At 72.4% G+C, this 23,676-nt stretch carries 25 protein-coding genes and 1 pseudogene; 22 read left to right on the top strand and 4 right to left on the bottom strand.

The window, feature by feature from the left end:
• The 5 genes from narH to ACFV57_RS13715 all read left to right on the top strand — a co-directional run bounded on the left by narH (nucleotide 1) and on the right by ACFV57_RS13715 (nucleotide 4,958).
• A complete protein-coding gene (gene narH / locus ACFV57_RS13735) occupies nucleotides 1-1,608 on the top strand; it encodes a nitrate reductase subunit beta (RefSeq protein WP_385230107.1) in 1,608 nt (535 codons plus the stop codon).
• Complete coding sequence (gene narJ, locus ACFV57_RS13730; RefSeq protein ID WP_385230104.1) at nucleotides 1,605-2,231, top strand: nitrate reductase molybdenum cofactor assembly chaperone; 627 nt, start codon at nucleotides 1,605-1,607, stop codon at nucleotides 2,229-2,231. The genes narH and narJ overlap by 4 nt, the downstream gene beginning before the upstream one ends.
• Nucleotides 2,228-2,965 (top strand): respiratory nitrate reductase subunit gamma, encoded by a 738-nt coding sequence (gene narI / locus ACFV57_RS13725; protein WP_385230101.1) that lies wholly within the window; start codon nucleotides 2,228-2,230, stop codon nucleotides 2,963-2,965. Before narJ ends, narI begins: the two co-directional genes overlap by 4 nt.
• 72 nt (nucleotides 2,966-3,037) lie before the next feature.
• Complete coding sequence (locus tag ACFV57_RS13720) at nucleotides 3,038-4,084, top strand: tellurite resistance/C4-dicarboxylate transporter family protein (protein WP_385230098.1); 1,047 nt, start codon at nucleotides 3,038-3,040, stop codon at nucleotides 4,082-4,084.
• Between the two features lie 100 nt (nucleotides 4,085-4,184).
• A complete protein-coding gene (locus ACFV57_RS13715; protein ID WP_385230095.1) occupies nucleotides 4,185-4,958 on the top strand; it encodes an SDR family NAD(P)-dependent oxidoreductase in 774 nt (257 codons plus the stop codon).
• A 97-nt stretch (nucleotides 4,959-5,055) separates the two neighbouring features.
• Here ACFV57_RS13715 and eno read toward each other — a convergent pair whose 3' ends face one another.
• Complete coding sequence (eno, locus tag ACFV57_RS13710; RefSeq protein WP_385230092.1) at nucleotides 5,056-6,363, bottom strand: phosphopyruvate hydratase; 1,308 nt, start codon at nucleotides 6,361-6,363, stop codon at nucleotides 5,056-5,058.
• A gap of 202 nt (nucleotides 6,364-6,565) precedes the next feature.
• Between eno and ACFV57_RS13705 the strand changes: the two genes are divergently transcribed.
• Both ACFV57_RS13705 and ACFV57_RS13700 read left to right on the top strand, forming a co-directional pair.
• Complete coding sequence (locus tag ACFV57_RS13705) at nucleotides 6,566-6,988, top strand: MarR family winged helix-turn-helix transcriptional regulator (RefSeq protein WP_385230089.1); 423 nt, start codon at nucleotides 6,566-6,568, stop codon at nucleotides 6,986-6,988.
• Nucleotides 6,989-7,167: 179 nt separating this feature from the next.
• Nucleotides 7,168-7,753: pseudogene (locus ACFV57_RS13700) on the top strand (amidase family protein); the annotation flags it as partial.
• A gap of 26 nt (nucleotides 7,754-7,779) precedes the next feature.
• On the opposite strand, the gene ACFV57_RS13695 reads toward ACFV57_RS13700, so the two are convergent.
• Nucleotides 7,780-8,763 (bottom strand): ArsR/SmtB family transcription factor, encoded by a 984-nt coding sequence (locus ACFV57_RS13695; protein WP_385230086.1) that lies wholly within the window; start codon nucleotides 8,761-8,763, stop codon nucleotides 7,780-7,782.
• A 56-nt stretch (nucleotides 8,764-8,819) separates the two neighbouring features.
• Here ACFV57_RS13695 and ACFV57_RS13690 point away from each other — a divergent pair, with 56 nt between their 5' ends.
• The 5 genes from ACFV57_RS13690 to ACFV57_RS13670 all read left to right on the top strand — a co-directional run bounded on the left by ACFV57_RS13690 (nucleotide 8,820) and on the right by ACFV57_RS13670 (nucleotide 13,183).
• A complete protein-coding gene (locus ACFV57_RS13690; RefSeq protein WP_385230083.1) occupies nucleotides 8,820-10,109 on the top strand; it encodes an MFS transporter in 1,290 nt (429 codons plus the stop codon).
• A gap of 163 nt (nucleotides 10,110-10,272) precedes the next feature.
• On the top strand, nucleotides 10,273-11,595 hold the full coding sequence (locus ACFV57_RS13685; protein ID WP_385230080.1) for a hypothetical protein: 1,323 nt from the start codon (nucleotides 10,273-10,275) through the stop codon (nucleotides 11,593-11,595).
• 140 nt (nucleotides 11,596-11,735) lie between these two features.
• Complete coding sequence (locus tag ACFV57_RS13680) at nucleotides 11,736-11,876, top strand: hypothetical protein (RefSeq protein WP_385230077.1); 141 nt, start codon at nucleotides 11,736-11,738, stop codon at nucleotides 11,874-11,876.
• Between the two features lie 2 nt (nucleotides 11,877-11,878).
• Nucleotides 11,879-12,820 (top strand): DNA-3-methyladenine glycosylase family protein, encoded by a 942-nt coding sequence (locus tag ACFV57_RS13675; RefSeq protein ID WP_385230074.1) that lies wholly within the window; start codon nucleotides 11,879-11,881, stop codon nucleotides 12,818-12,820.
• 135 nt (nucleotides 12,821-12,955) lie between these two features.
• A complete protein-coding gene (locus tag ACFV57_RS13670) occupies nucleotides 12,956-13,183 on the top strand; it encodes a hypothetical protein (RefSeq protein WP_385230071.1) in 228 nt (75 codons plus the stop codon).
• 58 nt (nucleotides 13,184-13,241) lie between these two features.
• Here ACFV57_RS13670 and ACFV57_RS13665 read toward each other — a convergent pair whose 3' ends face one another.
• Nucleotides 13,242-13,538 (bottom strand): winged helix-turn-helix transcriptional regulator, encoded by a 297-nt coding sequence (locus tag ACFV57_RS13665; RefSeq protein WP_385230068.1) that lies wholly within the window; start codon nucleotides 13,536-13,538, stop codon nucleotides 13,242-13,244.
• A gap of 335 nt (nucleotides 13,539-13,873) precedes the next feature.
• On the opposite strand from ACFV57_RS13665, the gene ACFV57_RS13660 reads away from it, so the two are divergent.
• The 5 genes from ACFV57_RS13660 (at nucleotide 13,874) to ACFV57_RS13640 (ending at nucleotide 17,075) form a co-directional block, all read left to right on the top strand.
• A complete protein-coding gene (locus tag ACFV57_RS13660; protein ID WP_385230065.1) occupies nucleotides 13,874-14,185 on the top strand; it encodes an EthD family reductase in 312 nt (103 codons plus the stop codon).
• Nucleotides 14,186-14,300: 115 nt separating this feature from the next.
• On the top strand, nucleotides 14,301-14,621 hold the full coding sequence (locus ACFV57_RS13655) for a hypothetical protein (RefSeq protein WP_385230062.1): 321 nt from the start codon (nucleotides 14,301-14,303) through the stop codon (nucleotides 14,619-14,621).
• A 4-nt stretch (nucleotides 14,622-14,625) separates the two neighbouring features.
• The gene (locus ACFV57_RS13650) at nucleotides 14,626-15,303 is read left to right on the top strand and encodes a class I SAM-dependent methyltransferase (RefSeq protein ID WP_385230059.1); all 678 of its coding nucleotides are present in this window, start codon (nucleotides 14,626-14,628) and stop codon (nucleotides 15,301-15,303) included.
• Nucleotides 15,304-15,379: 76 nt separating this feature from the next.
• On the top strand, nucleotides 15,380-16,372 hold the full coding sequence (locus tag ACFV57_RS13645) for a GlxA family transcriptional regulator (protein ID WP_385230056.1): 993 nt from the start codon (nucleotides 15,380-15,382) through the stop codon (nucleotides 16,370-16,372).
• A gap of 79 nt (nucleotides 16,373-16,451) precedes the next feature.
• On the top strand, nucleotides 16,452-17,075 hold the full coding sequence (locus ACFV57_RS13640) for an isochorismatase family protein (protein WP_385230053.1): 624 nt from the start codon (nucleotides 16,452-16,454) through the stop codon (nucleotides 17,073-17,075).
• Nucleotides 17,076-17,198: 123 nt separating this feature from the next.
• Here ACFV57_RS13640 and ACFV57_RS13635 read toward each other — a convergent pair whose 3' ends face one another.
• Nucleotides 17,199-18,110 (bottom strand): LysR family transcriptional regulator, encoded by a 912-nt coding sequence (locus ACFV57_RS13635; protein ID WP_385230050.1) that lies wholly within the window; start codon nucleotides 18,108-18,110, stop codon nucleotides 17,199-17,201.
• Nucleotides 18,111-18,265: 155 nt separating this feature from the next.
• On the opposite strand from ACFV57_RS13635, the gene ACFV57_RS13630 reads away from it, so the two are divergent.
• From ACFV57_RS13630 to ACFV57_RS13610, 5 genes are all read left to right on the top strand, one after another.
• The gene (locus tag ACFV57_RS13630) at nucleotides 18,266-19,267 is read left to right on the top strand and encodes a zinc-binding dehydrogenase (protein ID WP_385230047.1); all 1,002 of its coding nucleotides are present in this window, start codon (nucleotides 18,266-18,268) and stop codon (nucleotides 19,265-19,267) included.
• Nucleotides 19,268-19,527: 260 nt separating this feature from the next.
• A complete protein-coding gene (locus ACFV57_RS13625) occupies nucleotides 19,528-20,118 on the top strand; it encodes a sigma-70 family RNA polymerase sigma factor (RefSeq protein WP_385230044.1) in 591 nt (196 codons plus the stop codon).
• Entirely contained in the window at nucleotides 20,115-20,858 is a 744-nt protein-coding gene (locus ACFV57_RS13620; RefSeq protein ID WP_385230041.1) for an anti-sigma factor domain-containing protein, read from the top strand. The genes ACFV57_RS13625 and ACFV57_RS13620 overlap by 4 nt, the downstream gene beginning before the upstream one ends.
• Nucleotides 20,859-21,067: 209 nt before the next feature.
• Nucleotides 21,068-22,804 (top strand): molybdopterin-dependent oxidoreductase, encoded by a 1,737-nt coding sequence (locus ACFV57_RS13615; protein WP_385230038.1) that lies wholly within the window; start codon nucleotides 21,068-21,070, stop codon nucleotides 22,802-22,804.
• 92 nt (nucleotides 22,805-22,896) lie between these two features.
• Nucleotides 22,897-23,547: a fasciclin domain-containing protein gene (locus ACFV57_RS13610; RefSeq protein WP_385230035.1), complete on the top strand. Its 651-nt coding sequence runs from the start codon at nucleotides 22,897-22,899 to the stop codon at nucleotides 23,545-23,547.
• The last annotated feature ends 129 nt before the right edge of the window (nucleotides 23,548-23,676 follow it).

The following is a 23,676-nucleotide window of genomic DNA, read 5'->3' as shown; positions in this document are numbered from 1 at the left end:
ATGGCCCAGGTGGCCATGGTGATGAACCTCGACAAGTGCATCGGCTGCCACACCTGCTCGGTCACCTGCAAACAGACCTGGACCAACCGCACCGGTACGGAATACGTGTGGTTCAACAACGTCGAGACCCGGCCCGGCCAGGGCTACCCGCGCCGCTACGAGGACCAGGAACGCTGGAAGGGCGGCTGGCAGCTCAAAGGCAGCCGGCTCGTCCCGCGCTCCGGCGGCCGGGCCCGCCGCCTGGCCCGCCTCTTCGCCAACCCCGAACTGCCCGCCCTTAGCGACTACTACGAGCCCTGGACCTACGACTACGCGAACCTGACCACCGCGCCGCTGGGCGACGATCTGCCCACCGCGCCGCCCCGTTCCCTCGTCGACGGCCGCCCCACCGACATCACCTGGGGCCCCAACTGGGACGACGACCTCGGCGGCGGGCCCGACCACCTGGCCGCCGATCCGGTGCTGCGGCAGATGAACGAGAAGGTCCGCCTCGAATACGAGCAGGCGTTCATGTTCTACCTGCCCCGTATCTGCGAGCACTGCCTCAACCCGTCCTGCGTCGCCGTGTGTCCCTCCGGCGCCCTGTACAAGCGCATCGAGGACGGCATCGTCCTGGTCGACCAGGACCGCTGCCGCGGCTGGCGGATGTGCGTGACCGGCTGCCCCTACAAGAAGGTCTACTTCAACCACCAGACCGGCAAGGCCGAGAAGTGCACCCTGTGCTACCCGCGCATCGAAGCGGGCGAGCCGACGGTCTGCTCGGAGACCTGTGTGGGCCGGCTGCGCTACCTCGGCGTCATGCTCTACGACCCGGACAAGGTCGGTGAAGCCGCCCGCGTCCCCGAGGAGAAGGACCTGTACGAGGCCCAACTCGGCTGCTTCCTCGACCCCTTCGACCCGGAGGTGGCACGCGCCGCCGAGGCCTCCGGCATCCCGCACGACTGGATCACCGCCGCCCGCCGCTCCCCCGTCCGCGCGCTGATCACCGACTACCGCGTCGCGCTGCCCCTGCATCCCGAATACCGCACCATGCCCATGGTCTGGTACGTGCCGCCGCTGTCCCCCATCGTCGACTCCCTCACCCGCAGCGGCCACGACGGCGAGGACCCGGCCAGCCTCTTCGGCGCCATCGACACCCTGCGCATCCCCCTGGACTACCTCGCCCATCTCTTCACCGCGGGCGACCCCGCCCCCGTCGAAGCCGCCCTGTGCCGGCTGGCCGCCATGCGCGCCCACATGCGCCGCATCAACCTCGGCGACCCCAGGGACCCCGCCATCGCCCGGTCCGTCGGCCTCGGCGAAGACGCCATCGAGGCCATGTACCGGCTGCTCGCCCTGGCCAAGTACGAGGACCGCTACGTCATCCCCACCAGCTACACCGGAACCCTGCCTCCGGACACGCCGGACGACGGGTGCAGCCTGGACGGAAACGGCGGCCCCGGCATGTACGACGTCGGCCTGCCGGGCATGGACGCCTTCCACGCCCCGCCGGTCGCCGAACCGGCCACAGCCGGCGACGGACTGCGCGGCCGCGTCAACCTGCTGAACTGGGACGGCCGGGGCGCGCCCCGCGGCCTGTTCCCCCGCCGCCGGGAGACCGAACGATGACCGCCGTACGTCCCGCCGTCCACCAGGCGGCCTCACTGCTGCTGACCTACCCCGACGGCGACTGGTCCGTACGGCTGGCCGCCGTCACCGAGACGATGAACCAGCTGTCCGGCGCAGCACCGGCAGCGCTGCTGCGCTTCTGCGCCTACGCCGGGACCGTACCGGCCCTGGACCTCGCAGCCCGCTACGTCCTCACCTTCGACCGCAGTCGCCGCCGCACCCTGCACCTGACCTACTACACCGACGGCGACACCCGCCGCCGCGGCGCTTCCCTGGCCCGTCTCAAGGCCCTCTACCGCACCCACGGCTGGCAGCAGGATGACGGTGAACTGCCCGACTTCCTGCCCGCCGCACTGGAATTCAGCGCGCGCTGCCCCGAACCCGGTCTGCGTCTGCTGCGCGAGCACCGGCCCGCCCTCGAACTGCTCGCCCGCGCGCTGGAAACGTATCGCAGCCCGTACGCCGAGGTACTGCGCGCCGTGCGCGACACCCTGCCCGGCGCGGCCCCCGCCGACCGCGCCGCCGCCCTCGCCCTGGCACGCGGCGGCCCGCCCACCGAGAACGTGGGCCTCGACCCGTTCCCCGCCACCGGCTCACCGCAGACCGAAGGAGCCCGCAGGTGACCCACGTGCACATCGCCCTGTGGGGAGTGCTGCCCTATCTCGTGCTGGCCGTCCTGATCGCCGGTACCGCCTGGCGCTACCGCTACGACCGTTTCGGCTTCACCACCCGCTCCAGCCAACTCCACGAATCCCGTCTGCTGCGCATCGGCGGCCCCCTCTTCCACTACGCCCTGTTCGCTGTCATCGGCGGGCACGTCATGGGCCTGCTCGTTCCCGAGATCTTCACCGAGCGCCTGCACATCAGCGAATCCCTGTACCACCTGACCGCCCTCGCGGTCGGCGGTTCAGCCGGCCTCGCCGCCGTCGCGGGCCTCGCCATCCTGCTCTACCGCCGCCTCCGGACACCCGCCGTCCGGTCCGCGACCAGCCGCAGCGACCGCCTGGTCCACCCCCTGCTGGCCGCCGCCCTGCTGGCCGGACTGCTGGCCACCGCTTCCAGCATCAGCAATCCCTACGACTACCGGCTCGGCGTCTCGGTCTGGTTCCGCAGCCTCTTCGCCCTCGCCCCCGACGTCCAGGCCATGGCCCGGGCCCCGTTCACCTACCAGCTGCACGCGCTCCTGGGCATGGCGCTGTTCGCCCTGTGGCCCTTCAGCCGCCTGGTCCACGCCTTCACCGCACCCCTCGGCTACGTCATCCGCCCGTACGTCGTCTACCGCTCCCGCGGTCGCGGCCCCTACCGCCCGGCCGCCGGAATGGCCGGCGAACGGGAGACACACCGCACCCCTGGCTGAACCCCTGACCGACGAAACCAGGGAAGCCGTGCACGCCGTACACCCCACGGGCCCGATGCGAGGGGACCTTCCATGGGCCACGAGGCCGCCCCCGGACAGCAGGACGCTTGCCGGACACGCATACGAACAGGCATCGAACGGCTCCCGCCAGGGTGTTTCGCCTCCGTCATGGCGGCCGGCATCGTCTCCCGGGCAGCTGCCACCATCGGCGCGCATGCGGTGTCCCGCGTCCTGCTGAGCCTGGGCGTACTCCTCTACGCCGGTCTCGTCGCTGCGACCGTGTGGCGGATCGCCGCGCACCGCAGCCGCGTTGCGCGGGATGCGGCCGACCCGGCCCGCGCCTTCGGGTTCTTCACGTACGTCGCGGCTTCCGACGTCCTGGCCGCCGACCTCGCCGCCGGCCGCTGGCGTCCCCTCGCCGTCGGTCTGCTGGCGGGCGGCGCCCTGTGCTGCGTGGCCATGGTCCTGCGAGCGGTGGTCACCGTGGTCAGGGCCCGGACGGCGCGCCCCGACGGCAGCTGGTTCCTGCTCGTGGTCGGCCCGCAGTCGGTCGTCGTAGCCACCACGGAACTACAGGCCGGACCCATGACGGCGGTCGCGGGGACCTGCTGCTGGGCGGCAGGCGTCCTGGCGTACGTCACGATCACGTCGCTGGTCTGGATGCGCCTGCGGCACCACGGCGTCACCCCGGCCGGGCTGACCCCGGTGTACTGGATCGCCATGGGAGCGGGCGCCATCAGTGTCCTGGCCGGGGCAGGCCTGCTGCGCTCCGCCACCTGGAGCGGGCCGGTCACCACGGTGATCACCATCGCGCTGGTGGCGGTGGCGGCCTGGGCGACGGCTCTGATTCCGGTGCTGCTCGGCGCCGGAGCCTGGCGGCACATCAGGCACCGCGTACCACTGCGCTACGAACCGTCCTGGTGGTCGGCGGTCTTCCCCCTGGGCATGTACGCCGTGGCCACGCAGCAGGCGGGACGGGCGACAGGCGCGGTCCTGTGGGAAGAAGCGGGACGCATGGCGGCGTGGGCCGCGCTGGCCGCGTGGACCCTGGTCGGCACAGCTATCCTCGCCCAGCGGGCCCGGCCCCGCCGCCGGGCTGGTGACGCTTCCGGCTGTTGAGGTAGTTTCACCGCTCCGGGAGCGCTGTCCCGGCCCGCGTCGACGCAGGTGCCGCTCGCCTCGCCCGCCTGCCGCCAGCACCCGATGAAGAGGAGTGGTCGTGGAGGAGAACCGATTCGCGGACAAGGTCGTGGTGATCACCGGTGGCGGGTCCGGCATCGGCGCCGCCGCCGCGTATCGCTTCGCTCGCGAGGGCGCCACGGTGATCATCGCCGGACGGACCGGGAGCACGCTGGAGGCGGCCGTTGCCGCCGCGCCGACCGGCTCGAAGATCAGCACGCGGGTCGCGGACGTCTCCGACGAGTCCGCGGTCACCGCGCTGATCAAGGAGGTGACGGAGGCGTACGGCCGGCTGGACGTGCTGGTCAACAACGCCGGCATCGGCGCGCCCGGAACGGTCGAACACACCGACACCGCCACCTGGCGCCGGGTCTTCGCCGTCGATGCCGACGGGGTCTTCTTCGCCTCCCGGGCCGCGCTGCCGCATCTGCGCCGCGTGGGCGGCTGCATCGTCAACGTGGGCTCGGTGTCCGGGCTCGGCGGGGACTGGGGCCTCGCCGCCTACAACGCCGCCAAGGGAGCACTGGTCAACCTCACCAACGCCATGGCTCTCGACCACGGACACGAGGGCGTGCGGGTCAACGCCGTACATCCGAGCCTCACCCGTACCCCGATGGCCGCACCGCTCTTCGACAACGCGGAGGCACTCGCCGGATTCCGCCGGCGCATTCCCATGCAGCGTCCCGCCGAACCCGCCGAAGTCGCGGATGTCATAGCCTTCCTGGCCGGCCCCGACGCACGTTTCGTCAACGGCGCGCACATTCCCGTGGACGGCGGGCTCAGCGCCTCCAGCGGTCAGCCTCGGATGTTCTGACCGTCCGCGGACGGAATCCGCCGGGCGGCTGTCCGGCGGACGAACGGGTCCCCGGCCGTGACCGGGGGCCCGCGTGGTTCCTACTTCCGTCTGCTGTTCACGCCCGGCGCAGTGCGGAGCGGCCCGCGAAGCGCGCCGAGTCGCCCAGCTCCTCTTCGATCCGGATCAGCTGGTTGTACTTCGCCGTGCGGTCGGAGCGGGAGAGCGAGCCGGTCTTGATCTGGCCGCAGCCGGTCGCCACCGCCAGATCCGCGATGGTGGTGTCCTCCGTCTCGCCCGATCGGTGCGACATGACGGCCGTCCAGCCCGCCCGGTGGGCGGTGCCCACCGCGGCCAGCGCCTCGGTCAGGGTCCCGATCTGATTGACCTTGACCAGCACCGAGTTGGCGACGCCGGTACGGATGCCCTCGCGCAGCAGCGTCTCGTTGGTGCAGAACACGTCGTCGCCGGTGAGCTGGCAGCGGTCGCCGACGCGGGCGGTCAGCTCGCGCCAGCCGTCCAGGTCGTTCTCCGCCATCGGGTCCTCGATGGAGACGACCGGGTAGGCGTCGATGAGCTTGGCCAGGTAGTCCGCGTTCTCGGAGGGGGTGCGGCGCACTCCCTCGCCCGCGTAGTCGTACACCCCGTCGCGGAAGAACTCCGACGACGCCGGGTCCATGACCAGCCCGATGTCCGTGCCGGGACGGTAGCCGGTGCGCTCGATGGCGGTCATCACGAAGTCGAGCGCCTCCTCAGCGGTACGCAGCGCGGGCGCGAAGCCGCCCTCGTCGCCGACGCCCGTGGAGTGCCCGGCGGCCAGCAGATCGCGGCGCAGGGTGTGGAAGACCTCGCTGCCCATGCGGACGGCTTCGGCGAAGGTGTCCGCGCCCACCGGAGCGATCATGAACTCCTGGAAGTCCAGCGGATTGTCGGCGTGGGCGCCGCCGTTGACGATGTTCATCATCGGCAGCGGCAGGAGGCGGGCGTCGGCGCCGCCGAGGTAGCGGTAGAGGGGCTGGCGGTGGGCCGCCGCGGCGGCCTTGGCGGTGGCGAGGGAGACGCCGAGGATCGCGTTGGCGCCGAGCCGGGACTTCGTGGCGGTGCCGTCGAGGGCGACCAGCGCGGCGTCGAGCCCCGCCTGGTCGGCCGCGTCGCGGCCGCGCACCGACGCCGCGATCTCCCCGTTGACGTGGGCCACCGCGCGGTCGACGCCCTTGCCGTGCCAGCGCGCGGAATCCCCGTCGCGCAGTTCCACGGCCTCCCGGGCGCCGGTGGAGGCGCCGGAGGGGACAGCCGCGCGCCCCAGGGACCCGTCCGCCAGGACGACGTCGACCTCGACCGTGGGGTTGCCACGGCTGTCGATGATCCGGCGGGCGGTGACGTTCTCGATGGCGGCGTCGACGGTGGCGACTGCCTTTGCGGACATGGGAGGTCCTTTCCCGTTGTCGTATGCCGTGGCCCGGCTGCGACGACGCTGGCGCTGAGCCCGACAGTGCCAAACCATACAGCAATGCTGCTCAGTTTTGCTGCTCAGTTTGGCTGTACAGCATGGCTGCGCAGGTCAGGCGCGCAGCATCGCCGCGCAGGTCAGGTGCACTGCCTTGCTGGTCAGCGGGGTAAAATGCCCTATGCCCACCTCGGAAACCGCCGTCATCGCCGCCGACCTGCGCACCGCAATGGGCAAGCTCACCCGACGCGTCAAACACGAGGACCGCATCCCGCTGGGCCAGGCCGCCGTACTCGGCGCGCTCGACCGCAACGGCGCCATGACCACCAGCGACCTCGCCGCCGACCAGCGCGTACGCCCGCAGTCGATGGCCCGGGCGGTGGGGCTGCTCATGGAGCAGAACCTGATCACGCGCCGGGCGCACCCGACGGACGGCCGCAAGTCGCTGGTCGAGCTGTCGGACGAGGGCCGGGCCGCGCTCGAAGCGGAGCGCGGCCGCAGGGCCGGCTGGCTCGCGCAGGCCATCGAGGCCGAACTCACCGACGAGGAGCGGGCGTTGCTGGCGCGGAGCGCCGCCCTGCTGGAGCGGCTAGCCACCCGCTAGAACCCCGGCGGGCACCGCTCGCCCGCTCCCGGTTCTCCGGATGCCGGCCCGGATCGGACAGCCGGTGCCCGCCCGGACGCGCGGCACCGGTCGACGATGCCTTCGACGCACCTCATCAGCCGGTCCCCCGCCTGATCGATGCTTGCGTTCTGCGTGCCGACCTGCGCCCCTTCGAGCTGATCCGCGGCCCGGAACCGGGTGACCCCTACTTCGCCGAGCAGCCGTCCCGGCCGTACACGGAGGAGGTCACCCGTCACCCGGGCTCACTGCGGATCGGTGTCCTCGCCCAGGCATGGGGCGGACGGCGCACCACCGCACCCGTCGCCGACGCTCTCACGCGTACCGTGGGTCTGCTCGGTCGGCGGCGCCCAGTTCGTCGCCGCGCTCACGATCCGCAACCGGGTCGCCCGAAGCCTGGCACGGTACTTCGACACCCACGACATCCTGCTCACCCCGACCCTGCCGGAACGTCCGATGCCCCTGGGCGCCTACGCCGGGGGCGGGGAGGCGCTGGACGGCCTGGGCTGGATCGACCGTCTCAACGACCGCTCGCCGTTCACCATGGCGTTCAACGTCGCGGGCACCCCCGCCATGTCCGTGCCGGTGACGGCCGACGCCGGTACGGGGCTCCCGGTCGGCATGCGGTTCGCCGCCGGTTACGGACTCGAAGGCCGCCTCTTCCGCCTCGCCGGACAACTCGAACAGGCCGCCCCGTGGGCGAGCCGCGTACCCACGGTGTGGGCGGGGCACCACCAGAGCCGCTGAGGAGGGCTCTTCGCCGAACACGGCGCCTACCTCCCCGCCAACCGGTCCCCCAGTTCCGTGCGCCGGTACAACACCTGCCGTCCGTTCCGGGCCCGGGTGACGAGGCCCGTCGCGAACAGCACCCGCAGGTGCTGCGAGACGGCGCTCGGCGTGACCCGGAAGCGGCGCGCGATCTCCACCGTGGCGAGGGGTTCCTCCAGTTGTACGAGCAGCCGCGCGCGCGTGGCCCCGACCAGCTCGGCCAGCGCACCCGAAGACGCGGACGGCGGGGTGTCGGCCCACAGGGTCGCCACCCCGCGGCTGGGATACGCCAACACCGGCGCGACCTCCGTCGTGACCGGCGGCGCGGGCTTGTGCGCGAACACCAGTGGCACCAGCAGCAGTCCCCGCCCCGCCGCCCGGGTGCAGAAGCCGTCACCGATCATGCCGTGGATCTCCAGTGCGTTGTCCCGCCACCGCACATCGGGATGCATATCGGCGAACAGCAGCCGCACTCCCCCGGTGGCCAGCCGGCGCGCCCGGTAGGTCATCTCGGCCTCCAGCACGAGGCGGATCTGCGGCCACCACGGTTCGATCGCGACGGACCAGTAGCGTTCCAGCAGATCGCACAGCGCGTCGCGCAGGGCGCACACCTCGGCGTCCGTGCCGCTCGACGCCGCCCGCAGCGGTTCCGGCAGCGGATCGGGAGCGTGCGTTTCGCGGAGGCCGCGCCGTACGAGGCCGGGCGGTGTACGCCGGACGACGGCCAGTTCGTCGGCGAAGGGCGCGAAGAAGGTGGTCGGCCGCGGGGTGAGGAAATCCGGCAGGGTGCGGCGCTGCGCGACCAACGAGAGCAGCAGCCGCGCGTCCGGCCCGTCCAGTCGGCCGAGGACGGCCCGCCGCCAGGGCAGGTGCAGCGCGGACAGCCCGGGTTCGCGCAGCACGCGCAGGCTGAGCACGGTCTCGTGCAGCGGGGAGAGCGCGAACCGGGTGTCGGCGAGATCCTCGGCGCCCAGCTCAAAGCTGATCATTAAGGCATATGCTACATCGATTCCGCTCCGGACCCGAGGCGTTGTGGGGTACGGGCATGACAGCGACGACCCGGCCACGGACGCCGGTCCTGGGCCGACGGCTTCTCCTTCTGCTCGCCCTCACCTGCGGCGCGGCCGTGGGCAACCTCTACTTCGCCCAAGCCCTCACCCCGCTCGCCGCTGCCGGCCTGGGCGTCTCCCCCGGCGCCGCGGCCCTCGCCGTCACCGCCACCCAGATCGGCTACGCGGCCGGGAACTACCTCCTCGTACCGCTGGGAGACCGGCTCCCCCAGCGTCCCCTGCTGGCGGCCCTGCTCTGTCTGACCGGGCTCGGGCTGCTCGCGGCGGGCCTCGCTCCCGGGCTGACGATGCTCGCCGCCGCGTCCGCCGCCGTCGGCCTCACCAGCGTCGCCACCACCGTGATCGGCGCGCTCGCCGCGGGGCTGGTCGCTCCGGACCGGCGCGGGGAGGTGTCGGGGATGCTGGCGAGCGGCTCCCTCGGCGGAATGCTGCTGTCGCGCGCGTTCGGCGGCTCGCTGGCCGAGACGCTGGGCTGGCGGGCACCGTATCTGGCGGCCGCCGCGATGATGCTGTTGCTGGCGTGGATGCTCGTGAAGACGCTTCCCGCCACGCCCGTTCCGGCAGCGGGGTGGCCGTACGCCGCGCTGCTCGCCGAACCGCTGCGGCTGCTGCGCGCCGAACCTGAGCTGCGCCGCTCGTGTTTCTACCAGGCCACGGTGTTCGCCGGTTTCTCGGCGGTGTGGACGGGCGTCACTCTGCTGCTGACCGGCCCGGCGTACGGGCTGGGCGCTCCGGCCGTGGGCCTGCTCGCCCTGGTGGGGGCGGCGACGATGGTGTGCACTCCGCTCGCCGGCCGGCTCACGGACCGGCGCGGACCGGACCTGGTGAACCTGTTCTGCCTGCTGGGCACGCTCGCCTCCGCCGTGGTCCTCGTGGCCGGAACGCTGGGCGGGGTGGCGGGTCTGACGGCGCTCACCGTCGGCACACTGCTGCTGGACGTGACGATGCAGTGCGGGATGGTCGCCAACACGACACGGGTCTACGCTCTGCGCCCCGACGCCCGCAGCCGCCTCATCTCGGCCTATATGACCTGCGCCTACCTGGGTGGCAGCGCCGGGTCCTGGCTGGGCGCGCGGGCCTGGGACACGGCGGGCTGGCCGGGTGTGTGCGGGCTGCCGGCCCTGTGCGCGACGGCGGCCCTGGCCCGGCACCTGACGGCGGTCGCACGGCGGCGGACCGGCCCCGCACCGTACGGGCCACACCGTCCGCGGCTGGGCGCAGTCCAAGACGACGGCGGCGGGGCCGTTGGCGACGGCCGGGTGTGAGGAGGGCGGATATCGGCCCGTGGCCTTTCCTCCGTGATCGGCAAACCCCGGCCGATGTCAGTGCGATGGGATAGAACACTTGTGTCCACGGCAGTCGCACCCGTGCCCGTTCTCCTCGCGCTGCCCGCGGACCTCGGACCCGTTCGTCCCTGGGGGGATACGCATGACGACATCACGTGCCACATGGGCTGCCGCCGGGGCTGCCCTGCTCTTGCTGAGCGGCGCCCCGTCCGCGCAGGCCGCGCCCGGTCAAGTCCCGGCCGTGCGGTACGCGAACAGCGTCTCGGACGATCTCGGCACCCTGCAAGTCGCCGTCGGTTCGGACAGCGCCATCACCGAGATCAAGGCCCACATCGTCTCCGCCGCCACGCAGCAGGAAGTCGCGACGGTGGGCGGCGACCGCTTCGCCCTCTTCTCCGGCACGTCCACCGACGGCGTCTGGCGCACGAAGGAGCCTCTGCGGCTCCCCGCCCTCGGCAGTTACACGGTCAGTGTCGAAGCCACGGACGCGGACGGCGACCACACCGTGGAAAATTCGGCGGGCTTCATGTCCTATTTCGTGGCAGCCCAGTTCGAAAACTTCCGGACCGATCGCTCGCGGATCGACACCGACCACCGCGACGTCCGCGTCGAAGGCGTGCTGAAAGGCCGGTGGCCGGGGACCCGCGAGCTGAAACCCCTGCCGGACCGCCCGGTGGACATCGATGTGGATGCCGTCACGACCGGCGCCACCCCGCGCACCGACGCGCAGGGCCGCTTCTCGGCCGTCGTGCGTCTCGACAACGCGGCCGGCATCCGGGCGGTCCACCGGCCCGACGCGGCGGGCGTGATATACGGCGAATCCCCCGCCGCGCAGATCACCGTCCGGCAGGTGCCCACGCGCTGGAGCCGTCTGCGGACGACGGACCGGACCGTCAACTACGGGCAGCAGGTCACGCTCACCGCGATGCTGGAGCGCAGGACGCCGAAGGGGTGGGTGCCCTTCGGCGGCCAGCACGGCGGCGCGCTGTTCGCCCACCCGTCGGGCGGCCAGTTCGAAACCGTCGGGCAGTTCACCACCGCCGAGGACGGTACGGTCACGCTCACCCACGCCCCCGCCGAGTACGGCCACTTCGAGCTCACCTCCCGTAGCGACGACCCGTTCATCGCCGAAGCCTCCGGGCAGAGCCTGGACATCGCGGTCCTGAGAGCCTCGCGTTTCACCTCGTTCAAGGCTGTCCGCACCGACGCCCACCAGGTGAACGTCCAGGGTGACATCGACTTCCCCGACGGCCGGCAACCCGCGACCATCGACGTGCGCATCCAGGTCTCCCGCGACGGGAAGAGCTGGGCCGACGCGGCCACCGTGGAGGCCCGCTGGTCCGGCAGCGGCAACGCGTTCTCCGCCGACATCGCGCGCAGCGGTACGAGCTACTTCCGTGCCTTCTTCCGTTCCACCGGCATATTCCAGTCGGCCGCGTCGGCACCCGTCCGCGTGGCCGGATAGCGGGCACCCTCACAGCTGCCTGCGGCGCCGGGAGACCGGCCCGGGCACACCCATCACCTTGTCAGGCTTTTGACATGCGGACAGCCGGAGCCTAGCGTGACCTATGTCAAAAGCCTGACACCGAAGAAGCGAGAAACGCCATGCCTGCCCCCGTCGACGGCCCCGACGTCGTTGCCCCGCGAGCCGGCGACGTGGAGGCGGCGGCGGCCTTCCGCGAACGGCACCCGGAGTTCTCCTTCGAGGGCGCCGAGGGCTGCATCCTCACCACACGCGGAGACTGACCGTGCCGACCGTCCCCCTCACCCCCGCCGGCCCCTTCTCGCTCGCCTCCAGCGTCCACTTCCTGAAGCGCTTCACCCCCGCGAGCTACAACCACGCGCCGGACGAAATCCTCCGCCTGGCCTTCCCCGCCGACGACACGACATCCGTGGTCGCGGCCACCGTTCGGCAGGAGTCCGAGGCGGGGGCGGACGGCGGCGCGGGCACCGTGCGGGCCGAATTCACCGTCCGCCCCAGCGCACCGGCCGGCGAAAGGGCGACAACCGCCGAGCCCACCGACCAGGCCCTGGGGGCGCAGATCGCCCGCATCCTCTCCCTCGACGTCGACGGCACCGGGTTCCCGGACCTCGGCGCGGATGCCGTGATGGCCGGGCTCATGGCGCAGTACCCGGGGCTGCGCCCGGTGTGCTTCCACTCGCCCTACGAGGCCGCCGCCTGGGCCATCATCGGCAACCGCATCCGCATGTCCCAGGCAGCCGCCGTCAAGGCCCGCATCGCCCGCGAGTACGGACATCACGCCCATGTCGCGGGCCGGACGCTGCACGCCTTCCCCACCCCCGCCGGCCTGCTCGCCCTCACCCACATGCCGGGCCTGACCGCACTCAAGATCGAGCGGCTGCACGCGCTGGCCGAAGCGGCCCTCGACGGGCAACTCGACGCGGCCCGCCTGCGCGACCTCCCTGCCGACTACGCCCTGGCCGAACTGCGCGACCTGCCGGGCATCGGTCCCTTCTCCGCCGAGCTCATCCTCATCCGGGGAGCGGGGCACCCCGATGTCTTCCCCCGTCACGAACCACGTGTCCATCAAGCCGTCGCCGCCGCGTACGGGCTTCCCGCAGCGGCGGCCGCCGACTTCGCCCACCTGTCCAAGATCGCCGACCGGTGGAAGCCCTACCGCAGCTGGGCCGCATTCCTGCTTCGCGTACGGCTCCAGGACACGCCCTGACAGGGGTGTCACCCAGATACCGCCCCAAACGGGCCATGGGACGATCTTGGCGGCGTGAGGGAGCGCCACCATCACCCGTTCAGCCCGGCGTCGTTGACGGTGACGTTGGGCTGTCGTCCGGGGCCGGGGTGGGCTGTGACCTCGATTGAGCGGACCGCGTATCCGCGGTTCAAGCAGCTGATCAGCGCGCATGGGCTGCACTTGTTCTTCGCGCCGAGTCGCGAGGAGGCAGCCCGGGCCGCGGAGAGCACGCACTCCGAGGGGCACCGGATCGCGCTGCTGATGGCGCTGAAGTCGTACGTCGGCTTCACCCCGCTGCGCGGCGACGAGCCGGCGGCCGAGGGTTTCTCGCAGGCCGCGTGAGCCCGTGTCCCGAGCCGGCGGCCGTCACCTCACCGCTCCGCCTGGCCGGGCGCGACCTTCACGTCTCCGTGGGCTCCTGATCGTTGTGTTCTTGCTCCTGCGCCCAGGCGGTCGCCCAGTCGTCGAGCGGACGAAGGGCATCACGGAGTGCCGTCCCCAGCCGGGTGAGCTCGTAGCCATCGGCCGAGGGCGCGATGATCCCGCTCGACGCGAGTTCGCGGAGCCGCTGGTAGAGGACGCTGGACGACAGCCCTTCGCACCGTGCCAGCAGCGCGCGGGCGCCGAGCGGACCCGCACGCAGTTCCCAGAGAATGCGCAGCGCCCACCGACGGCCGAACAGGTCCATCGCGGCCATGACGGGACGGCCGGTCGTCGATCCACGAACCGGTGTTCCTGGGCGCGGCGTCGGCATGACCCTCCTTGCGTTTCGTTATTCGAAACACTAGCATCCCTCCTGCGTTTCTGATTTCGAAACGAACTCGACGGGAGAGCCGATGTCGCGGACAGCCCTGCTGGAACCGCCGTGCACCGACCAGGCCGGCACACCGCTCGCGCGCATGATGCCCGGGGACGCCCCGCCGATCGGGCCGTTCCGGATGGTCGCCGGAAGCCTCCCGATGGCCGGCGCCATGCACGGGTGGGGTCCCTACGAGTCGGACAGCGCGCTGACGTCTCTGGACGGAGGTCGACATGCATAAGACGGTGGTCCTATATCCCAAGCCCGCCGACCCTGACCACTTCCGCGACTACTACGTGAACAACCACCTTCCACTGGTCAGGGATTGGCCCGGCCTGCTTGCGTGGCGCTACAGCTTCGACGTGGCGGCGACCAACGGAGAAGCGCCGTACTTCGCGGTCTTCGAAGCCGACTTCGCCGACGCAGCCGCCCTGGCCGCGGCGCGGGAGTCGCCGCAAGGCCGGCGGCTGGCCGCCGATGTCGTCAACTACGCCACCGGCGGCGTGGTCGTCATCGACTATCCGGTGCAGGACGGCACCGGCTGAGGCAGGACGGCACGCTCCGGGACACGCGTTCGGAGCGTGCCGTTGCGGCCAGGTCCCGGCTGTCTCCGGAACGCCGTTGGCGGTTGCCGGTTCCTTGAGCGTCAAAGGTGGGCCGATGTCCTCGCCGGATGTCACGGTGGTTGATGCGTGCGTGCGGCGTGACGGCGGGGGCGGCAGCCCCACGGCCGTCACCGACGACGACCCGGCGGCGACGGACGCGGACCGGCGTGCGGTCGCTGCTGCGGCCGGCACCTCGCACGCGGTGTTCCCCGGCCCGGGGCGGGCGCCGGACGGTGGCCGGCCGGTCCGGTTCTTCACCGCCACCGCCGAACTGTCCGGCGCCTTCCACTTCCGCCGCGCACCGTCCGTCACGCACCATCCAGCACGCCCGATCATCCATCACGCCGACGCGCAGGCCGGGCACTTGATGGACTGACCCCATGACGACACTGCCCCACCGCGTGATCCGGGCGCTCGACCGGTTCAACGCCGCCCACCCCTGGGACCACAACGCCCACTACCACCGGTGGCTCCTGCGGCAGCTGCCCCGGCGCTTCGGCCTCGCGCTGGACGTCGGGGCCGGCAGCGGCGACCTGGCCAGGCTGCTGGCCGCCCGCGCCGACCAGGTGTACGGAATCGACTCCGATCCGGCGATCATCGCCCGCGCACGGGAACTGACTTCTCCCCAGGCCCCCGTGACCTTCACGGTCGCCGACGCGCCGACCGGAATCCCGGGCGCTTCCGCCGGTTCCTACGACGTCATCACCTGCGTCGCCACGCTCCACCACCTGCCGCTCTCCGACACCCTCACCGCCTTCCGCCGGCTCCTGGCGCCCGGAGGAACCCTGGTCGTCGTCGGCCTGTCGCGCCCGCAGACCCTCGCCGACCACGTGCTCGGCACCGTGGCCGCCCCGCTCAACGCCGCCACCGGCTGGCTCAAGAACCGGGGCCGTACGTCCCCCCGGCCGGTCTCCATGACCGCCCGGACCCGCCCCGCGGAGACCGGCTTTCCCGACATCGTCCGTACGGCCCGCGGCATCCTGCCCGGCGCCCGGCTTCGCCGTCGCCTCTTCTGGCGCTACACGCTCGTATGGCACCACACGCGTGGGCCGCGCTGACGGCCGGAAGCCCCATGTCCGGATGTGACAGGTAATCGTCATTGCGGCCATCGGCGTGAGCGATGAGGATCGGTACATGCCCACTGCACACCGTGTCGTCATCGCGGTCTTCCCCGATGTCGACCTCCTCGACGTCACCGGCCCGGCCGAGGTCTTCGCGCTGGCCAACCGGGAGACCGCGGGCCGCGCCGGCTATCAGGTCCGCCTCGCCGGGCCGACGGCCGGTGCGGTCCGTACGTCGGCGGGCGTGCGGCTGATGGCCGATGTGGCCTTCGGCGATGTCGGTGCGGAGGTGGACACCCTGATGGTGCCGGGCGCGGTCGACATGACCGAGGACGGGCCGCTCGCCCGTATCGACCCCGCTGTCGTGGCGTGGGTGGGAGAGACGGCCGCGCACGCCCGGCGGGTCGCGTCGGTGTGTGTCGGCGCGCATGTGCTGGCCGCGGCGGGCCTGCTGGACGGGAAGACGGCGACCACCCACTGGTCGACCACCGCGCAGCTCGCCGCCGACCACCCGGGCGTCACGGTCGATCCGGACCCGATCTTCGTGCGCTCCGACTGCGGGCGGCTGTGGACCGGGGCCGGGATCAGCGCCTGCCTGGACCTGTCCCTGGCGCTGGTGGCCGAGGACCTGGGCGAGCAGACCGCCCTGACGGTGGCCCGGCAGCTGGTGATGTACCTCAAGCGGCAGGGCGGCCAGAGCCAGTTCTCCGTACCGCTGAGCCGGCCCGCCGCCGAGCGCCGGGACATCGACGAGCTGCGGCTGTGGATCGCCGAGCACCTCGACGCGGACCTGTCCGCGCAGGCCCTGGCCGCCCGGATGTGCCTCAGCGAGCGGCACTTCGCCCGGGTCTTCAAACAGGAGACGGGCAGCAGTCCCGCCGCTTACGTGGAGGCGGCCCGCGTCGAGACGGCCCGTCGCCTGCTGGAGACCACCGACTGCCCGCTCGACCAGGTCGCGACCGCTGCCGGACTGGGCTCGACGGAAACGTTGCACCGCGCCTTCAGACGGCAGCTCGCCACCACCCCGGCGGCCTACCGCCGCCGTTTCCGTACCCGGGTCGCCTGACCCGCTTCACGCACTCCCCCGATATTCCGGCATCCGGCAAGGCGGCAGGCCTCGCCGTGCCCTGACGAAAGGTTCCCCGATGAGTGCCATCACCCCGTCCGTGCCCCTGCGCGACGTGATCGGCCTGGACGGCCGGCCGCCGCGGCTGAGCGAGTCCGTCCTGCTCATGATCGACTTCCAGAACACCTACCGCACCGGTGTCATGGCCCTGGAAGGCGCCGAACAGGCCCTCGCAGCCGCCGCCCGGCTGCTGGACCGGGCCCGCGCCGCCGGCACCCCGGTCGTCCACATCGTCAACGACGGCGGCGAGGACACCCCCTACGACATCCGCGCGCACATCGGCGCCATCAGCGACCAGGTCGCCCCGGCCGACGGTGAACCGGTCGTGGTCAAGCGGTTCCCCGACTCCTTCCACGCCACCGAGCTGGAGAAGACGCTCGGCGACCTGGGCGCCGGGCCGGGCAGCGGCAAGGATCTCGTGCTGGCCGGTTTCATGACCCACATGTGCGTCTCCTCCACCGCGCAGGGTGCCTTCAACCTCGGCTACCGGCCCACCGTCGTCGCCGAGACCACCGCCACCCGCGCCCTCGCCGGCCCCGACGGCACGGTCCTTCCCGCCGCCACCCTCCATACCGCCGCCCTGACCACCATCGGCGACCTGTTCGGCCTCGTCGTCCCCACCGCCGACGCCCTGCTCACCTGAACATCCGGCGAGGCAGCGGCCACCCCGGCGGGAGGAGGTGCGAAACGGGCTTCGGCCGCTGACGCACCTGTACGGAGCGTCGCTCGGCGGGCGGCCTGGCGTCCTTCGGCGCGCGGCCTTGCGTCACTCGGCGCGCGGCCTTCGGGAAGCCGCGGTCGACGGCGCCCCCGCCGCCCGCAGCTCGCGAACCAGCGCCCGTACCGCCGCCGACTCCGCCGACTCGGGAGCGATCACATAGCCGACGCTCCGGCGGGGCGGCCGCGGCGCCAGCGAGGTGACGGCGACACCGGCGGGTGCGCCGGCCAGGGTGAGCATGGGCATGATCGACATGCCCATGCCCCGGGCGATCATCGACAGCACCACGGTGTCGTCCTCGGCCCGGACCGTGGCCGACGGAATCCAGTCCTGGCCGGCCCACCATTCACGGGTGTAGGAACCGCAGTTCTCGTCCCAGTCGATGAGCGGGAGCGTCCGGGGATCGACGTGCGGACGGTCCTGCGGATGCGCCAGCGCGTACGGCTCCTCGAAGAGGCGGGCACCGGTCAGGCCCGGCGGCGGGCCCGCCGCGTCCAGTGTGGCGATGCCCAGGTCGGCCCGCCCGTCGGCGACCTCGCCCGCCGTGCCCCGGCCGATCTCCCGTACGATCCGCACCTCCGGTGAGAGGCCGGGGTGACGGCCGGTCAGCTTCTCGAGGACGGCGGGCAGCAGGTGGGCCGCCGCGCTGCGGAACGCCGCGATGCGCAGGGGGCCGGTGACCGTGGCGTCCCGCGTGCCGCCGCGCACCTCCTCCCCCATCGCCTCCATGAGCCGTACGATCCGCCGGGCGTAGGCGACCGCCCGCTCGCCGGCGGCCGTGGGGCGGGCGCCGTGCCGGCCGCGCTCGAAGAGCACCGCGCCGAGCTTGCGCTCACAGGTCCGTACGGCGTGCGAGACGGCGGACTGGGTCATGCCCAGGCGCGCGGCGGCCGCGGTGAAGCCGCGCTCCCGGTCGACGGCGATCAGGATGCGCAGTTCGTGCGGGGCGAGGTCGCTCATGCGACCGGAGTATTCCATGAACGGTATTCATGGAAGGCGCGCTTCCATCGACGGCGGCCCCTGCCCGGGCCGCCGGACGCCTCCTACGGTGAGCACATCGCGGCCGGCGGGCACCTGCTCGGCGCCGCGTCATCCCTTCGCGCCCAGGAGTACATGTGATCGGCACGGCTGCCCGCTTCGTCCACCAGATCTCCCGCCCCGACGGTTTCCCGACGGCCGCGGACTTCGCCTTCACCGAGGAGACCGTGCCCGCGCCCGGCCCCGGACAGGCCCTGGTGGAGAACCTCCACCTCTCCGTCGACCCGTACATGAGGGAGCTGATGGACGGCGGCTGGGACCTGCGCGCACCGCTCGAAGGCCGGTCCATAGGGCGCGTCACCGCGTCCCGCGCGCCGGGTCTTGAGGAAGGCTCGCTCGTCTTCCACCGCAAGGGGTGGCGCACCCACGCCCTGGTGACGGCGGAGGAGGTACGCGTTTTGCCGAGCCACCGCGGTGTTCCGGCCCGCACCTACCTCGGCGTCCTCGGCGGTACGGGACTGACCGCCTACGTCGCCCTCACCCGTACGGCGCGCCTCCAGCCCGGCGAGAGCGTCTTCGTCTCCGCGGCGGCGGGCGGGGTGGGCAGCGCGGCGGGCCAGTTCGCCCGGCTGCTGGGCGCGGGCCGCGTCGTCGGCAGCACCGGCTCACCGGCCAAGGTCCGGCGCCTGACCGAGGAGTTCGGGTACGACGCCGCGTTCGACTACCACGACGGCCCGGTCGGGGACCTGCTGGCCGAGGCGGCCCCGGACGGCGTCGACGTCTTTCTCGACAACGTCGGCGGCGGCCATCTGGAGGGCGCCATCCAGGGCCTTCGCGAGTTCGGCCGGATCGCCTGGATCGGCGCCATCGGGCAGTACCACAGCGCCCGGCCGCCCGCCGCGCCCCGCAACCTCTTCGACATCGTCGACAAGAGCCTGCGTCTGGAGGGCGTGCTCGTACGCAACCACCGCGACGCCCAAGGCGAACTGGAGGACTTCCTCGTCCCCCACCTCCAGGCGGGCCGCGTCGTGGACGCGCAGACGGTGGTCCAGGGCTTCGACGGCGTCGTGGACGCCTTTCTCTGCATGTTGGGCGGCAGCAACGTCGGCAAGATGGTCGTGCAGGTGGGAGCTGAGTGACCGACGCGAGGTGTTCACCGCTCTGCGCTCCGGCGGCGGCGCGGCCACCACAGCGGGGCCGCCGCGCCCAGAAGGCGGCTCGCCGGGGCGGACGGACAGGAACGTCCCGGCGTAGGGCGTATGCCCTTTGGGCACACTGCTGACCGGCATACAACGGCAGACTCTTGTCGACGACGCAGACCAATCCCTGTGTGCCCCGGCACCGAATCATGGGTGTCCACACGTACGGCCCGGTGCCGACCCCGCACACGAGGAGCTGCATGAGATCCCCCGACACCGCCCCGGTCACTTCGGACGAACCGGGAGTGCCGGACCTCGACGACCTGATGGTCGAGGTCGCCCGTGGCGACCGGGACGCCTTCGAGAAGGTCTACGACCGGGTGAGCGGCCCGGTGCTGGGGCTGGTGCGCAGCGTGCTGCGGGACCCGGCGCAGTCCGAGGAGGTCGCCCAGGAAGTCCTCATCGAGGTGTGGCGCCGCGCCGCCCGCTTCCGTCCCGACCGGGGGAAGGCGATGACGTGGGTGATGACGATGGCCCACCGGCGCGCGGTCGACCGGGTGCGGTCGGCCAACGCCGCGGCCGAGCGGGAGAACAAGGCGGCGCTGCTGGAGCACACTCCCGCATACGACGAGGTGACCGAGCAGGTCGAGGTGCGTATGGAGCGGCAGCGCGTGCGCCGCTGTCTGCGCACGCTGACCCGGCTCCAGCGGGAGGCGGTGACGCTCGCCTACTACCGGGGGCTGACATACCGGGAGGTGGCACAGCTGCTGACACTGCCACTGGGGACGGTGAAGACGCGGTTGCGTGACGGGCTGATCCGGCTGCGCGACTGCCTGGGAGTGCAGGTATGAGCATCGCCGACCTGCACACCGCGACCGGAGCGTACGTACTGCACGCCCTCCCGCCGGCCGAGCGGGCCACGTTCGAGCGGCACTTGGCGGCCTGTCCGGCGTGCGCCGAGGAAGTACGGGAGTTCTCCGCGACCACACAGCGCCTCGGCCTCGCCGTCGCGCAGCTCCCTTCGCCCGAGATGAAGGACCAGGTGCTCCACCGGATCGGCTCGGTCCGCCAGCAGCCCCCGCGGACAGCGGCCCGCGGCCGTCTCCAGCGCTGGAACCGCTCGGTGCCCGGACTCGCGCTGGCGGCCTGCCTCGCGGCGGCCGCGGCCTTCGGCGGGATCGCGGTGTGGCAGCATCACACGGCCCAGGACGCCCGTACGCAAGCCCAACAGGCCCGGGCGCGCGCCGGGCAGCTGAGCGCCGTGCTCACCGCGCCGGACTCCAAGGTCAGCAGCGGTCGGCTCAAGGACGGCGCGTCCGGTACGGTCGTCGTCTCCCGCGCCCGTGACCGCGCCGCGTTCATCGCCTCGAACCTGCCGGACCTGCCGGATGCGCGGGTGTACCAGCTGTGGTTCAACGACGGCGGGAAGATGCGCTCCGCCGGGCTGCTGAGTGCCACCGGCGGTACGGGCGCCATGGTGCTGGACGGACGGCTCGGGGGCGCGTCGGGCATAGGCGTCACCGTGGAGCCCGCCGGCGGGTCCGAGCAGCCCACCTCGGAGCCGGTCGGTCTGATGAGCTTCCCGGCCTGATCGTGCCCGACGTCATCGGCGCGGCGCCCCGGCGCCGCGCCGATAGCGTCGAGGGCCCGGCGGGCTCGTCGGCTCCCGTCCGCACACCTCGCACAGAACCGGCCGGACCAGCGGAAACACGGCCGGGCAGCAACCGGGTGACCCTCATCGGGTGATCTCCATCGGGTGATCGACCAATCCGCCCTCGGGCGCCGCCTCGAATACGGGGTGTGAGCACACAACGCAGAGCCATCAGCCGAAACGCCGCCGCCGCGGCGAGCGGACTGCTGGCCGGTTACGCCGCGCTGGCCGTGGCCGAGCTGGTCTCCGCCGCCGTCCGGCCGGAGGCGAGCCCGGTCACGGCCGTGGGCGGCGCGGTCGTCGACCGTACGCCCGCACCGGTCAAGGACTGGGCGATCCGCGCATTCGGCGTCCACGACAAGCTCGTGCTGCAACTCGGCATCCTCGCCGTGCTCGCGCTGTGCGCCATGGTCCTGGGCGTGGCGGCTCTGCGTTTCCGGCGTGGTGCGGCGCTGGGCGTGCTGGGCTTCGGCGTGCTCGGCGCGTTCGCCGCGACCGGGCGGCCCGATTCCACGTCGGTACGGGACGCGGTCCCCGCGCTGGCCGGCGCCGTCGTGGGCACCGTCGTACTGCACTGGCTCGCGGGCCGCCTGACCGCCTCACATATCGCGACAAACGGCAGGGCCGGGAGCGCCGCGGGCGGCGACGGGGCGAGGGAAGCCGGAGACCCCGCGGCTGATGCGAGCACCGGAGCTTCCACCGACGCCGCAGCCCACACCGCCCAGGCCGTCCGCACTCTCCACGCCGTCCACGCCCCCGGCGCTGCTCCCGGCGACGGCGGGCCCGGCATCGGCGGGCCCGGCCGCCGGGGCTTCCTGGCCGGTGCGGGTGTGGTGGCCGTCGCCTCGACGGGAGCCGGTCTGCTGGGGCGGCGCCTGAACGCCCGTACGGCCGCCGACGCGGAGGCCTCCCGCGCCGCGGTGCGGCTGCCCGCGCCTGCTTCGCCCGCTCCGGAGCTGCCTCGCGGCGTGGACCAAAGGCTGCCGGGCGTGACCCCGTACCGAACCTCCAACCGCGACTTCTACCGCGTCGACACCGCCCTGACCGTGCCGCGCCTGGATGCGGGCAGCTGGCGGCTGCGCATTCACGGCCGGGGCGTCACCACGCCGCTGACGCTCGGCTTCGACGACCTTCTGAGGCGCCGTCTGATCGAGCGGGACATCACGATGACCTGCGTCTCCAACGAGGTCGGCGGCCCCTATGTCGGCTCCGCCCGGTGGCTCGGAGCGCCGTTGGCCGCGCTCCTCGGCGAGGCGGGGGTACGGCCCCCGTCCCGCGGCGGGCCGGCGGACCAGCTCGTCGCCCGGTCCGTCGACGGCATGACCATCGGCACCCCGGTCGAGACGGTGCTCGACGGCCGCGACGCCCTGCTCGCGGTCGGCATGAACGGCGAGCCGCTGCCCTTCGAGCACGGCTTCCCGGTCCGGATGCTGGTCCCCGGCCTGTACGGCTACGTGTCGGCCTGCAAGTGGATCGAGGACATCGAACTCACCACCTTCGACGCCTACGACACCTACTGGGTCGAACGTTCCTGGGCACGCCGGGCCCCGATCAAGACCGCCTCCCGCATCGACACCCCGAAGCCCTTCGCCAGGCTCCGCGGCGGACCGGTCGTCGTGGCCGGTGTGGCCTGGGCGCAGCACAAGGGCATCGTCCGCGTCGAGGTACGGGTCGACGGCGGCGCCTGGCAGGACGCCCGGCTGGCCGCCGAGGGACCGCTCGACACCTGGCGGCAGTGGTGGTGGGAATGGCCCGCCAGGCCCGGCACCCACACCGTCGAGGTCCGCGCCACCGACCGCACGGGCTACACCCAGACCAGCGAGCGCGCCCGCCCGGTCCCCGACGGCGCCTCCGGCCTGCATTCGGTGGTGGTCACCGTGGCCTGAGACCGCCCGAGCACCCTCGGGCCCCGTACGTCCACCGTCCCCTCAACCCCCTGTACGCCCTTCATCCGCTCTCTCACCTCCCGGAGAAAATCATGAACACCTTCAGCACCCGTCGCACCGCCCTGGCGCTCACCGCGGCGCTCGTCCTGCCCGTCTCGCTGGCCGCCTGTTCCAACGACGACGGCGGCAAGTCCGCGTCCTCCGGCGACAGCTCCAGCAGCTCCGCGCCGAAGTCGTCCCAGAGCAGCGGCGGCGCGAAGACCATGTCGGGTCCCTTCGGGCCGGCTTGCTCCTCCGTGCCCAAGGAGGGCAAGGGCAGCTTCGACGGCATGGCCAAGGCCCCCGTCGCCACCGCCGCCTCCAACAACCCGGCGCTCTCCACGCTGGTCGCCGCGGTCAAGAAGGCCGGCCTGGTCGACACCCTGAACAACGCGCGGAACATCACGGTCTTCGCGCCGACCGACGACGCCTTCAACAAGATCCCCAAGGACAAGCTGAACGCGGTGCTCGACGACAAGGCCCAGCTGACCAAGCTCCTCACGTACCACGTCGTCGGCCAGAAGCTCGCGCCGCAGCAGCTGGCGAACGGCTCCTACGCCACGCTGGAGAAGAGCAAGCTCACCACCTCCGGTTCCGGCGAGTCGTTCAAGGTCAACGACTCCGCCAACGTCGTCTGTGGCAACGTCTCCACGGCCAACGCCACCGTCCACATCATCGACACGGTCCTGATGCCGAAGATGTGACCCCGGGCGGGGCCCACCGTCCACCACGACATCACGCGCTGCTGCCCTTCGCCGCCGGTGTGGAACCAGCGCACCCCTGCCGCGAAGACCGTGTCCCAGTCGACGTCCCCTTTGCGCAGCTGGGAGACG

The sequence above is a fragment of the Streptomyces sp. NPDC059788 genome (genome assembly GCF_042732265.1).
Lineage (GTDB): Bacteria > Actinomycetota > Actinomycetes > Streptomycetales > Streptomycetaceae > Streptomyces.
This window is presented reverse-complemented; position numbering and strand designations above follow the sequence as displayed.

What these genes read in the sequence shown, in the direction of transcription:
- narH (WP_385230107.1), top strand. Translation starts at nt 1, where the DNA reads ATGGCCCAGGTGGCCATGGTGATGAACCTCGACAAGTGCATCGGCTGC.
- narJ (WP_385230104.1), top strand. Translation starts at nt 1,605, where the DNA reads ATGACCGCCGTACGTCCCGCCGTCCACCAGGCGGCCTCACTGCTGCTG.
- ACFV57_RS13720 (WP_385230098.1), top strand. Translation starts at nt 3,038, where the DNA reads ATGGGCCACGAGGCCGCCCCCGGACAGCAGGACGCTTGCCGGACACGC.
- eno (WP_385230092.1), bottom strand. Translation starts at nt 6,363, where the DNA reads ATGTCCGCAAAGGCAGTCGCCACCGTCGACGCCGCCATCGAGAACGTC.
- ACFV57_RS13705 (WP_385230089.1), top strand. Translation starts at nt 6,566, where the DNA reads ATGCCCACCTCGGAAACCGCCGTCATCGCCGCCGACCTGCGCACCGCA.
- ACFV57_RS13695 (WP_385230086.1), bottom strand. Translation starts at nt 8,763, where the DNA reads ATGATCAGCTTTGAGCTGGGCGCCGAGGATCTCGCCGACACCCGGTTC.
- ACFV57_RS13690 (WP_385230083.1), top strand. Translation starts at nt 8,820, where the DNA reads ATGACAGCGACGACCCGGCCACGGACGCCGGTCCTGGGCCGACGGCTT.
- ACFV57_RS13685 (WP_385230080.1), top strand. Translation starts at nt 10,273, where the DNA reads ATGACGACATCACGTGCCACATGGGCTGCCGCCGGGGCTGCCCTGCTC.
- ACFV57_RS13680 (WP_385230077.1), top strand. Translation starts at nt 11,736, where the DNA reads ATGCCTGCCCCCGTCGACGGCCCCGACGTCGTTGCCCCGCGAGCCGGC.
- ACFV57_RS13665 (WP_385230068.1), bottom strand. Translation starts at nt 13,538, where the DNA reads ATGGCCGCGATGGACCTGTTCGGCCGTCGGTGGGCGCTGCGCATTCTC.
- ACFV57_RS13660 (WP_385230065.1), top strand. Translation starts at nt 13,874, where the DNA reads ATGCATAAGACGGTGGTCCTATATCCCAAGCCCGCCGACCCTGACCAC.
- ACFV57_RS13655 (WP_385230062.1), top strand. Translation starts at nt 14,301, where the DNA reads ATGTCCTCGCCGGATGTCACGGTGGTTGATGCGTGCGTGCGGCGTGAC.
- ACFV57_RS13650 (WP_385230059.1), top strand. Translation starts at nt 14,626, where the DNA reads ATGACGACACTGCCCCACCGCGTGATCCGGGCGCTCGACCGGTTCAAC.
- ACFV57_RS13645 (WP_385230056.1), top strand. Translation starts at nt 15,380, where the DNA reads ATGCCCACTGCACACCGTGTCGTCATCGCGGTCTTCCCCGATGTCGAC.
- ACFV57_RS13640 (WP_385230053.1), top strand. Translation starts at nt 16,452, where the DNA reads ATGAGTGCCATCACCCCGTCCGTGCCCCTGCGCGACGTGATCGGCCTG.
- ACFV57_RS13635 (WP_385230050.1), bottom strand. Translation starts at nt 18,110, where the DNA reads ATGAGCGACCTCGCCCCGCACGAACTGCGCATCCTGATCGCCGTCGAC.
- ACFV57_RS13625 (WP_385230044.1), top strand. Translation starts at nt 19,528, where the DNA reads ATGAGATCCCCCGACACCGCCCCGGTCACTTCGGACGAACCGGGAGTG.
- ACFV57_RS13620 (WP_385230041.1), top strand. Translation starts at nt 20,115, where the DNA reads ATGAGCATCGCCGACCTGCACACCGCGACCGGAGCGTACGTACTGCAC.
- ACFV57_RS13610 (WP_385230035.1), top strand. Translation starts at nt 22,897, where the DNA reads ATGAACACCTTCAGCACCCGTCGCACCGCCCTGGCGCTCACCGCGGCG.